Source organism: Microbacterium sp. Gd 4-13 (assembly GCF_003095395.1).
Classification (GTDB): domain Bacteria; phylum Actinomycetota; class Actinomycetes; order Actinomycetales; family Microbacteriaceae; genus Microbacterium.
This window is the reverse complement of the sequence record NZ_QEIJ01000005.1, coordinates 299,933-309,576: the sequence shown is the minus strand read 5'-3', so window position 1 is coordinate 309,576 and position 9,644 is coordinate 299,933. Positions and strand designations below refer to the sequence as shown.

Genomic DNA, 9,644 nt, shown 5'->3' with positions numbered 1-9,644 from the left:
GGGGCGGTGTTCGCGTGCTCGTCATCGAGCAGCGACAACACCGGCACCGTGACGGCCACGGTCGCGCGGATTCCGCGCGCCGCGTCGGGGTGGGCGGGCACGTCGCCGTCGACGAGAAGATCGACCACCACATCCGCACGCAACTCGTCCAGGGTGCGTTCTTCGCCCTCCTGGGGGCCGAGGGCGTGTGCGATTGCCGTTGCGCGGTGCTGGATCGCGTGGGCCTTCACGGCGGAGGTGTAGAGCATCACCCAACTCATCCCGTCCTCCGCCGGCTGCACCACCACCCGCCGCTCCCGGATCGCTTCCGCGTGCCGCTCGCTGAGCGTTGCGGCGCGGACCGTGTCGACGAGCTTCCGCAGCAACCGGCGGAACGACCCCAGCGCGTGCGACGTGGCGAGGTCGACGGCGAGCGGCACGACCTGGTCACGCAACTCCGGCTCGACCTGGTCGACCAGCTCGACGAACACGTTGGCGTGCCGCTCCGTGGTGCGGGCGTGGGAGAGGGCGTCGAGCATCGCCGGGTATCGGTTGACGAGGCCGTCGGAGGTCGCCAGCATCCGTTCTGCGATGTGCTCGGTGACCTGCAACACCGTCGCAAGCTCGAGCCGCAGGGACCGCATCACGATCTCCGTCGTCTTCCCGCGGAACACCGCCGCTTCGGCCACCGCCTCCCGCCGCAAGCCCTCGACCCGCTCGAACCGTTGCGCGGCGAACACCGACATCAACGTCGACACATCCGCCACCGCATCCAGGCCATCACGACCCGCCGCGACCGGATCACCGTCGGCGTCGATCCACTCGCGCTCGTCGAACCACTCGCGCTCGTCGGACCACTCCGAGCCAGCGGCCTCCGACTGCGGGGCATCGGCATCACGCCGCGCCTCACCGTCAGTCGGGGTACCACCGTTCGAGAACATGCTTACATTCTAGAACAAAGGTACGACACTCGCCCGGAAAGCAGAGGCCTGTGGAAAACTCCGCAGCGGGCGGCTCAGCCGAAGATCATCGGCCGATCGTCGTCGTCTTCGTCGGAAGACAGGTCGAGGTCGACCACCACGGGAACGTGATCGCTCGGCACCTCGCCCTTGCGCTCATTGCGGTGGATCTCGGCGCCGCGCACGGCGTCGGCGAACGTGTGGGAGCCGAGGATGAAGTCGATGCGCAGCCCCTCGTTGCGGGGGAATGCCAGCTGCTTGTAGTCCCAGTACGTGAAGCCTGTCGGAACGAGCGGGCGAACGACATCGGTGAGGCCGGCCGACTCGAGGGCGGCGAAGGCCGCACGCTCGGGCGGCGACACGTGAGTGGTCTTCCCGACGACAACACCGGGCGCGCCGTTGTCGGCGTCGGTCGGGGCGATGTTGAAGTCACCGGTGAGGGCGAGCGCCAGATCGGGCGTCTGTGCCAGCGTCGAGGCGGCGTACTCCTGCAGCGCGCTCAGCCAGTCGAGCTTGTAGATGTAGTGCGGGTCGTCGAGCGCCCGCCCGTTCGGCACGTAGAGGCTCCAGACCTTGACCCCGCCGATCGTCGCGCCGATCGCACGCGCTTCCTGCGGAGCATCCGGACCCTCGTGCCCCTTGGCGAAACCGGGCATCCCCGGGAACCCGATCTCGACGTCGGTGATCGGCTCACGGCTCGCGATCGCGACGCCGTTCCACTGGTTCAGGCCGTGGGCGACGACGTGGTAGCCGGCATCCTCGAACTGCGCGTAGGGGAACTGCTCGTTCTTGCACTTGATCTCCTGCATGGCCAGCACGTCGATGTGCTCGCGCACGGCGAACTCGACGGTGCGGGTCACGCGGGCGCGGATCGAGTTGACGTTCCAGGTGGCCAGGCGCATGGTTTCCAGCCTACGACCGCGGCCACGTCGGCCTTGCCGAGAGTGCCGCTTTCGGCCAGAGGTGCCCGAAGGAACGCGCACGGTCGGCGGTTTCGGGCACACTCGACGGATGCTGCGGGCTCTAGGCTCGGAGCATGACCGTCGCCTCCACGCCCGAGCTCGAAGCCGACCGCCAGGCTCTGATCGCCCTGATCGGGGAGGAGGCCGTCTTCCACGGCGACTTCACGCTCTCGAGCGGCAAGAAGGCGACGTACTACGTCGACATGCGCAAGCTCACGCTCGACCACCGTGCCGCGCCCGCGATCGGGCGCATCATGCTCGACCTCATGCGTCAGGGGCTCGGCGAGACCTGGAGCGACATCTCGGCGGTCGGCGGACTCACCCTGGGTGCCGACCCGATCGCGAACGCGGTGCTGCACGAATCCGCCCGTGCCGGCGACCCGGTCGACGCGTTCGTCGTGCGCAAGGAGCCCAAAGACCACGGCCGAGGCCGTCAGATCGAGGGCGCAGAGGTCGCCGGTGCGCGCGTGATCGTCGTCGAAGACACCTCGACCACCGGGCAGTCGGCCTTGAAGGCGGTCGAGGCGCTCCGCAAGGAGGGCGCCGAGGTTCTGGCCGTCGCGGTGATCGTCGACCGCAAGACCGGCGCGCAGGCCGCGGTCGAAGCGGCCGGCCTGACGTGGCTCGCCGCGATCGACCTCGACGATCTCGGGCTCGCCCCGCAGTAGGAGTCAGTCGTCGTCGCGGTCGCGGCGCGAGCGCACCCACTGCACGACGAACACCACCAGCGTCGTCGCGAGGATCACGAACGAGACGAGCAGGATCGCGGTGCGGTCGTCCATCAGGGCCTCTTTCCTTGCGCCGCGTCGGCGACGATCCGTGCGATGCGTGCGGCGCGGGTCTCGGGCCGCTTCGCCATGGCGATCTGGGTGAGCCCGAACTTCTTCGTCGAAGACGGAAAAGCGTCCCACCGGGTGCGCGCTTCGGGGGTCGCGTCGAGCGCCGCGGTGAACTCCGGTGGCTCGATACCGGCCTCCGGTCCGTCGAGCATCTCCCACGCGCCGTTGCGCTTCGCCGTCTCGATGGCGCGCATGCCGGCGGGTCGCAGCATCCCCTCAGCCTCGAGGCGAGCGATACGCGCCTTGTTCGTGGCGGCCCACCCGCTCGTGGGTCGACGTGGCGCGAACCACAGCCCCGACGTCTCTTCGTCGAAGACGCGCACCGGGCCGTCCACCCACCCGAAGCACAGCGCGTGCAGGATCGCGTCTTCGTACGCCACGTGGCGGTCAGCGAAACCCGTCCGTCCTCGGACGAGCCAGGCCCCCCGTGAGCTCTCGTGATGGAGGTCGAGCCATGCGAGCCAGGCATCGCCGTCCGCGGCGACCACGCGCTCCCCGTCGTCGAGTGCCCCCATCAGAGTCCGTCCGGAAGCTCCGACTCGCTCAATTCGATCTCGATCGGCTCCGACCGCACGAGCTCGGCTACCGAGCCGAGGATCTCGTCGGGCCGGAAGGGGTAGCGGTCGATCTCGGCCTGGTCGCTGATGCCGGTGAGTACGAGCACCGTGTGCAGTCCCGCCTCGATGCCCGCGACGACGTCGGTGTCCATGCGGTCGCCGATCATGCCCGTGTTCTCGGAGTGCGCGCCGATGCGGTTCAGCGCTGATCGGAACATCATCGGGTTCGGCTTGCCGACGACGTAGGGCTCCTTGCCGATGGCCTTCGTGATCAGCGCCGAGATCGCACCGGTCGCCGGCAGGACCCCCTCGGTCGACGGCCCGGTCGCGTCGGGGTTCGTCGCGATGAAGCGGGCGCCGGCGCCGATGAAGCGGATCGCCTTCGTGATCGCCTCGAACGAGTAGTTGCGGGTCTCGCCGACGACGACGTAGTCGGGATTGGTCTCGGTCATGATGAAGCCGGCTTCGTGCAGGGCCGTGGTCAAGCCGACCTCGCCGATCACGAACGCGGTGCCGCCGGGCTTCTGCGACTTCAGGAAGTCGGCGGTCGCGAGGGCGGAGGTCCAGATGGATGCTTCGGGCACCTCGAGCCCCGACGCTCGCAGCCGAGCGCTCAGGTCGCGAGGCGTGTAGATCGAGTTGTTCGTGAGTACGAGGAAGGGGGTCCCCTCTTCGCGCCACTGCGCGAGAAGATCGGCCGCCCCGGGAATGGGGACGTTCTCGTGCACGAGCACGCCGTCCATATCGGTCAGCCAGCACTCGATGTCGCCCCTGGTCCGCATGGCCTCAGCCTAAACCCCGCGATCCGCCGCCGCAGGGTGCGTTCCCTACCAGTTCCATGCCGTCGGCGACATGCCTCGATCGTGGCCCTCCACGCCGATATCGTCGATGGTGTGACGCGAGCGGAGTGGAACCCTCGAGAGCTTTCCGACCTGACGGGACGCACGTTCGCGGTGACCGGAGCGACCAGGGGGCTCGGCTTCTTCGCCTGCGAGCAGCTCGCACGTGCCGGGGCCCACGTCGTGCTCACCGGGCGCCACCCGAACCGGCTCGTCACCGCGCGCGCCGCGCTCGTGCGACGGGTGCCGGACGCCTCGGTGGAGACCCTTCTCCTCGACACCAGCAAACTCGGGTCGGTGCGGGCGGCCGCGGCCACCCTGCGCGCCCGCGGGGCACTCGACGGCCTGCTGCTGAACGCCGGTGTCGTGCATCCGCCGAAGATCCGCGAGACGGTCGACGGCAACGAGCTGATCTTCGCCACGAACGTGCTCGGACACTTCGCGCTCGCCGGGGAACTGCTGCAGCCCCTGGCGGCGGCGCGGGGGCGCATGGTCTGGGTGGGCAGCATGTCGACCTCGATGTGGAACTACGACCCCGTCGACCCGCAACTGACCACCGGGTACACGCCGTGGCGGGCGTACGTGCAGTCGAAGGTGGCGACGACCGCGCTCGCCTTCGAGTCCGACCGACGGCTGCGTGCGACGGGCGTGCCGGTGCGCAGTCTCGTCGCCCACCCCGGATACTCGCTGAGCGGCCGCACCGCCGGCATCCGCGACGTCAACGAGCCCACTCGCGCCAAGCGCTTCCTCGCGAACCTGCAAGCACCGCTCACGCAGTCGAAGGAGGACGGCGCGTGGCCGCTCGTGCGCGCGCTCGTCGACATCGGCGCCGAGGGAGGGTCGTACTGGGGGCCGGCTCAGATCACGCGAGGAGCCCCGCGGCCCGCCACGGCATCGGCCCTCACGCGCGACCCCGCCGTGGGCGAGCGTCTCTGGGCCGTGTGCGAAGAAGCGACCGGTGTGCGATGGCCGTTCGCGAAAGCCGCGCGCGCGGCGCGGTGACCGTCAGTCGCCGTCCGTTCGGCTGAGCCACACCGCATCCGCCGCGCCGTCGGGCAGCGCGACCCGCGCAGCATCCACTCGCACCGACGACGCATCCTCGACCTCGAGCTCGACGTCGACGTCGATGCCCACGTCGACGAGCGCGCGCAGCAGCGCGGAGTCGCGATCGCTGACCCGCAGCACGCGCCCCCGATGACCGGGTTGCGCGTCGGCGAGCAGCACGAACGGCTCGCGATGCACGGCGCCCTCCGCGTCGGGGATCGCGTCGCCGTGGGGGTCGAAGCGGGGATGCCCGAGGCGTTCGTCGATGCGCTCCAGCAGCCGGTCGCTGAGCGAGTGCTCGAGCACGTCGGCCTCGTCGTGCACTTCGTCCCACGAGTATCCGAAGTCGCGCACGAGCCAGGTCTCGATGAGGCGGTGGCGACGGATGACGGCGGCCGCGCGGCGCTCGCCGAGATCGGTGAGCGAGACGGGGCCGTAGGGGCGATGGGTGACGAGGTCGAGGGCGGCGAGCTTCTTGACCATCTCGGTGACGCTCGAGGGCGCGAGCCCCAGCACGGCCGCGAGTTGCGACGGGGTGATGCGACTGTCTTGCCACTCGGTGTGGTGGTAGATCGTCTTCAGGTAGTCGTCGACGGCAGGGGAGGCCACGCGAACAGGCTAACCGCCCGTCAGCACCAGCCAGAGCAGCAGGCCGTTCAGGGCGATGAGGAACACGGATGCGGCGATCCCCGCCGCCGTCGTGATGAAGCGGTTGCGGAACCGTCCGAGCACCTCGCGTTTCGCGGTCAGGGCGACGAGCGGGATCAGGGCGAACGGGATGCCGAACGACAGCACGACCTGGCTCAGGACGAGGGCGAGGGTGGGGTCGACGCCGAGGCCGAGGATGACCAGTGCCGGGGCGAGGGTGACGAGACGCCGTGCGAGCAGCGGCACCCGGATGCGCAGCAGGCCGTGCATGATCTCGGCGCCCGCGTACGCCCCGACGGAGGTCGACGCGAGGCCGCTGGCGAGCAGGCCGACCGCGAAGAGGGTGGCCACGAGCGGGCCGATGCCGTCGCGGAGGGCGCCGTAGGCCCCCTCGAGCGTGTCGGTACCCGGCACTCCGGCGAGATTGGCGGCCGCCAGCAGCAGGATCGCGAGGTTGACGGTTCCGGCGATGGCGAGGGCGATCGTGACGTCCCACCGCGTCGCGCGGAGCAGCCGGGCGGTGCCGATGCCCCGAGCCTTCTCGAGGCCGTCGCGCGCGGTCTTGCGCTCGTGCTCGGTCGGGGTGCCCGCCCGCCTCGCGTCGGCCGCCCCCTCCGGATCGAAACGGTCGCGGGCGAGCGCGGAGTGGGCGTAGATCGCGTGGGGCATGATCGTGGCGCCGAGGATGGATGCGGCCAGCAGCACCGACTGCGAGTCCTCGAACCGGGGCACGAGACCCCCGACGACACCGGCGGGGTCGGGTGGGGCGATGAAGACGCCGAACATGAAGCCGATGGCGATGATGGCCAGGAGTCCGACGATCACGAATTCGAAGGGGCGCGCACCTCGCCGCGACTGTACGACCAGCAACGCCATCGAGACCGCCCCGGTGATGACCCCGCCCCACAGGAGGGGCACGCCGAAGAGCAGGTTGAGGGCGACCGCGCCGCCGATGACCTCCGCGATGTCGGTCGCCATCGCCACCAGTTCGGCCTGCAGCCAGTACGCGCGCCGCACCCACGGGCGACGGATCCTGTGGCCCAGGGCCTCGGGCAGGCTCTCGCCCGTGACGATGCCGAGCTTGGCCGAGAGGTACTGGATGAGCCAGGCCATGACGTTGCCGAGCACGACGACCCAGACGAGCAGGTAGCCGAACACGGCGCCCGCGGTCATGTTGCTCGCGACGTTGCCCGGATCGAGGTACGCGACCCCCGCGACGAGGGCGGGGCCGATCAGCCAGGCGGCGCGCGGGGGCCGGGTGGTGCGGGGCGCTCGCGCCATCGCGACATCGCTTTTCGGCATACCGAAACCTTAGCCATATTTCGGCTCACCGAAAACACCGCCTGCGGCGCCGCATCCGCCCTCCTGCGACTCCATCGGCCTCCCACCGCCGTCGTGCGAGACGAATGCGCCAGTTTCCGGCGACTGACGCCACGAATCGATGGGGTCAGTCGCAGGAATGCGCCACATTCCGGCAGAGGCGAGCGCGGGTAGCCTGAGGCGGTGGATGCTGACGGCCTGACCGAACCCGAGGCCGAGGTCGCGCACGGCGTGGGGCCCTGGCAGGGCGAGTGGCCCGACGATCCGCGCTTCGACCCCGAGCTGCTCGCGAAGGGCGACCGGCGCAACGTCGTCGACGAGTTCCGCTACTGGACGATGGAGGCGATCGTCGCCCACCTCGACGAGCGGCGCCACCCGTTCCATGTCGCCATCGAGAACTGGCAGCACGATCTGAACATCGGGTCGATCGTGCGCAGCGCCAACGCGTTCCTCGCCGCGGAGGTGCACATCATCGGCAAGCGTCGGTGGAACCGCCGTGGCGCGATGGTGACCGACCGGTACCAGCACGTGCGCCACCACGAAGACGTCGCGACGTTCGTCGCCTGGGCCGAAGCCGCCTCGCTGCCGGTCGTCGCGGTCGACAACGTCGACGGCTCGGTTCCGGTCGACCGCGCCGATCTGCCCGAGGCCTGCGTGCTGCTGTTCGGTCAGGAGGGCCCCGGGCTTTCTCCCGAGGCGGTCGCCGCCGCATCCGGCGTCGTCGAGATCACCCAGTACGGGTCGACGCGGTCTCTCAACGCTTCGGCTGCCGCGGCGGTCGTGATGTACGAGTGGAGCCGTCGCTGGGCGCAGTAGCGACCCGGCCGAGGCTCAGCCGCGGTCGATGCCGAAGGTGTGCTTGACGAGAGCCTGGACGTCCCGGTCGAGGTTGTCGATGCGTGACGTCATCTCGGTGCGCAGCGACCCGATCTCCACGCGCAGGACGCGCACGAACAAGGTCGACACGATCGTCAGCATGCCGAACATCATGGCGGCGAACACGCCGATCAGGGTCCACACCTGGGGCTCGGTCACCGTCAGCACCTCTCCATTGTCGTCACCATGACCCCACACTTCCAGTGCGAAGTCACGCGTCGCCGGTGGGGGTGCCGACCGGTGGACAACTCCCACGGATGTCGGGCTGGGGAGGCGGTCAGGCTTGACGCGCGCCGACCGTCATCCAGGCGGTGCCGCGCACCCGCCAGCCCAGGGTCGCGAGCCGCGCGAGCATGTACACCCCGAAGAACGTCACCGCCAGCCAGCCGAGGCCGCTCGCGTCGGTCGGGCCCAGCACGGCGACCAGCGCCAGTGCGGGGGCGAAAGCGACGAGGTTCAGTCCGCCGACCACGGCGAGGTAGCGCGCGTCGCCGGCGCCGATCAGCACGCCGTCGAGCACGAACACCACGGCGGCCACCGGCTGCGCGACGGCGAGGATGAGCAGTGCGGGCTGGATGAGCGCGGCGATCGCCGGGTCGCCCGTGAAGACGAGTCCGATCACACCCGAGAGAGCCGCGATCGCCCCGCCGACGACGACTCCGAACCACACGCCCCACGCCGTCGTGCGCCGGAGCACCCGTTGCACGCCCCGGGGGTCTTCGGCACCGAGTCCTTTTCCGACCAGGGCCTGCGCGGCGATGGCGAGGGCATCGAGGGCGAATGCGGCGGTGGAGAAGATGGTGAACACGACCTGCCACCCCGCCAGCTCCGGCGCGCCGAGCCCGGTGGCGACGACGACGGTGGCGAGCAGGGCGGCGCGCAGACTGACGGTGCGCAGCAGCATCCATCCCCCCGACACGGCGGAGCCGCGCACGCCCTCGCTCTGCGGGCGCACGGATGCGGCGTGCCTGCGCGCGAGGCGACCGACGACGACGACGTACGCCCCGACCATCGACCACTGGGCGATGACGGTTCCGACGGCCGAACCGGCGATCCCCCACCCGAAGCCGTAGATGAACAGCCCGTTCAGGAGGGCGTTCGCCGCGAAGCCGATGCCGGCGATCCACAGGGGCGTGACGGTGTTCTGCATGCCGCGGAGGAGTCCGGTCGCGGCGAAGACGATGAGCATCGCGGGAAGGCCCCACATCGAGATCCCGAGGTAGATCTCGGCCTGCATGGCCACGCTCTCCGGCGCGCGGAAGAGCCCGACGAGGAACGGGGTGGCGAGCGAGCCGGCGAGGGCCAACAGGGCTCCGATGCACAGCGCGAGCCACATGCCGTCGATGCCGACCGACACCGCGCGGGTCGGATCACCGGCGCCGAAGCGCCGGGCGACCGCGGGGGTCGTCGAGTAGGCGAGGAAGACCATGAGCCCGACGATCGTCTGCAGCACCGCACCGGCGATGCCGAGACCGGCGAGCGGGTCGACCCCGAGGTGACCGATCAGCGCCGAGTCGACGATGAGGAACAGCGGCTCGGCGACGAGGGCGCCCAGTGCCGGCACGGCGAGGCGCAGGATGTCGCGGTTGAGCGTGTCGGCTGTCACGGCTTCGAGCGTAGA

At 70.2% G+C, this 9,644-nt stretch carries 11 protein-coding genes; 3 read left to right on the top strand and 8 right to left on the bottom strand.

All coding sequences use genetic code 11. From position 1 onward, the window contains the following. Both DEA06_RS11935 and DEA06_RS11930 read right to left on the bottom strand, forming a co-directional pair. Positions 1 to 920: DUF222 domain-containing protein (locus tag DEA06_RS11935; protein WP_116648205.1), on the bottom strand; the 920-nt coding region annotated here is incomplete at its 3' end. 74 nt (positions 921 to 994) lie between these two features. Then, on the bottom strand, positions 995 to 1,840 hold the full coding sequence (locus DEA06_RS11930; protein ID WP_116648204.1) for an exodeoxyribonuclease III: 846 nt from the start codon (positions 1,838 to 1,840) through the stop codon (positions 995 to 997). A gap of 134 nt (positions 1,841 to 1,974) precedes the next feature. Here DEA06_RS11930 and pyrE point away from each other — a divergent pair, with 134 nt between their 5' ends. Next, positions 1,975 to 2,568, top strand: a complete 594-nt coding sequence (gene pyrE, locus DEA06_RS11925) for an orotate phosphoribosyltransferase (protein WP_116648203.1) — start codon at positions 1,975 to 1,977, stop codon at positions 2,566 to 2,568. Between the two features lie 113 nt (positions 2,569 to 2,681). On the opposite strand, the gene DEA06_RS11920 is transcribed toward pyrE, so the two are convergent. Together DEA06_RS11920 and DEA06_RS11915 are read right to left on the bottom strand one after the other, a co-directional pair. Next, complete coding sequence (locus DEA06_RS11920) at positions 2,682 to 3,254, bottom strand: YdeI/OmpD-associated family protein (protein ID WP_116648202.1); 573 nt, start codon at positions 3,252 to 3,254, stop codon at positions 2,682 to 2,684. Continuing rightward, positions 3,254 to 4,078 carry an HAD-IIA family hydrolase gene (locus DEA06_RS11915; protein WP_116648201.1) on the bottom strand — a complete coding sequence of 275 codons (825 nt, stop codon included), beginning with the start codon at positions 4,076 to 4,078 and terminating at the stop codon, positions 3,254 to 3,256. The genes DEA06_RS11920 and DEA06_RS11915 overlap by 1 nt, the downstream gene beginning before the upstream one ends. A 111-nt stretch (positions 4,079 to 4,189) precedes the next feature. Between DEA06_RS11915 and DEA06_RS11910 the strand changes: the two genes are divergently transcribed. Then, complete coding sequence (locus DEA06_RS11910; protein ID WP_116648235.1) at positions 4,190 to 5,137, top strand: SDR family NAD(P)-dependent oxidoreductase; 948 nt, start codon at positions 4,190 to 4,192, stop codon at positions 5,135 to 5,137. Positions 5,138 to 5,140: 3 nt separating this feature from the next. Here the strand turns inward: DEA06_RS11910 and DEA06_RS11905 are convergent, their stop codons facing one another. Next, positions 5,141 to 5,788: a metal-dependent transcriptional regulator gene (locus tag DEA06_RS11905; protein WP_116648200.1), complete on the bottom strand. Its 648-nt coding sequence runs from the start codon at positions 5,786 to 5,788 to the stop codon at positions 5,141 to 5,143. Positions 5,789 to 5,797: 9 nt separating this feature from the next. Continuing rightward, the gene (locus DEA06_RS11900) at positions 5,798 to 7,108 is read right to left on the bottom strand and encodes an Nramp family divalent metal transporter (protein ID WP_116648234.1); all 1,311 of its coding nucleotides are present in this window, start codon (positions 7,106 to 7,108) and stop codon (positions 5,798 to 5,800) included. A gap of 222 nt (positions 7,109 to 7,330) precedes the next feature. Between DEA06_RS11900 and DEA06_RS11895 the strand changes: the two genes are divergently transcribed. Continuing rightward, complete coding sequence (locus tag DEA06_RS11895; protein ID WP_240606928.1) at positions 7,331 to 7,963, top strand: RNA methyltransferase; 633 nt, start codon at positions 7,331 to 7,333, stop codon at positions 7,961 to 7,963. A 15-nt stretch (positions 7,964 to 7,978) separates the two neighbouring features. Here the strand turns inward: DEA06_RS11895 and DEA06_RS11890 are convergent, their stop codons facing one another. Further along, on the bottom strand, positions 7,979 to 8,191 hold the full coding sequence (locus DEA06_RS11890; protein WP_240606927.1) for a hypothetical protein: 213 nt from the start codon (positions 8,189 to 8,191) through the stop codon (positions 7,979 to 7,981). 109 nt (positions 8,192 to 8,300) lie between these two features. Continuing rightward, entirely contained in the window at positions 8,301 to 9,629 is a 1,329-nt protein-coding gene (locus DEA06_RS11885) for an MATE family efflux transporter (RefSeq protein WP_116648199.1), read from the bottom strand. Between the last annotated feature and the right edge of the window lie 15 nt (positions 9,630 to 9,644).

Excerpts from the sequence above, each read along its gene's own strand:
- pyrE (WP_116648203.1), top strand. The coding sequence starts at position 1,975 with ATGACCGTCGCCTCCACGCCCGAGCTCGAAGCCGACCGCCAGGCTCTG.
- DEA06_RS11920 (WP_116648202.1), bottom strand. The coding sequence starts at position 3,254 with ATGGGGGCACTCGACGACGGGGAGCGCGTGGTCGCCGCGGACGGCGAT.
- DEA06_RS11915 (WP_116648201.1), bottom strand. The coding sequence starts at position 4,078 with ATGCGGACCAGGGGCGACATCGAGTGCTGGCTGACCGATATGGACGGC.
- DEA06_RS11900 (WP_116648234.1), bottom strand. The coding sequence starts at position 7,108 with ATGGCGCGAGCGCCCCGCACCACCCGGCCCCCGCGCGCCGCCTGGCTG.
- DEA06_RS11930 (WP_116648204.1), bottom strand. The coding sequence starts at position 1,840 with ATGCGCCTGGCCACCTGGAACGTCAACTCGATCCGCGCCCGCGTGACC.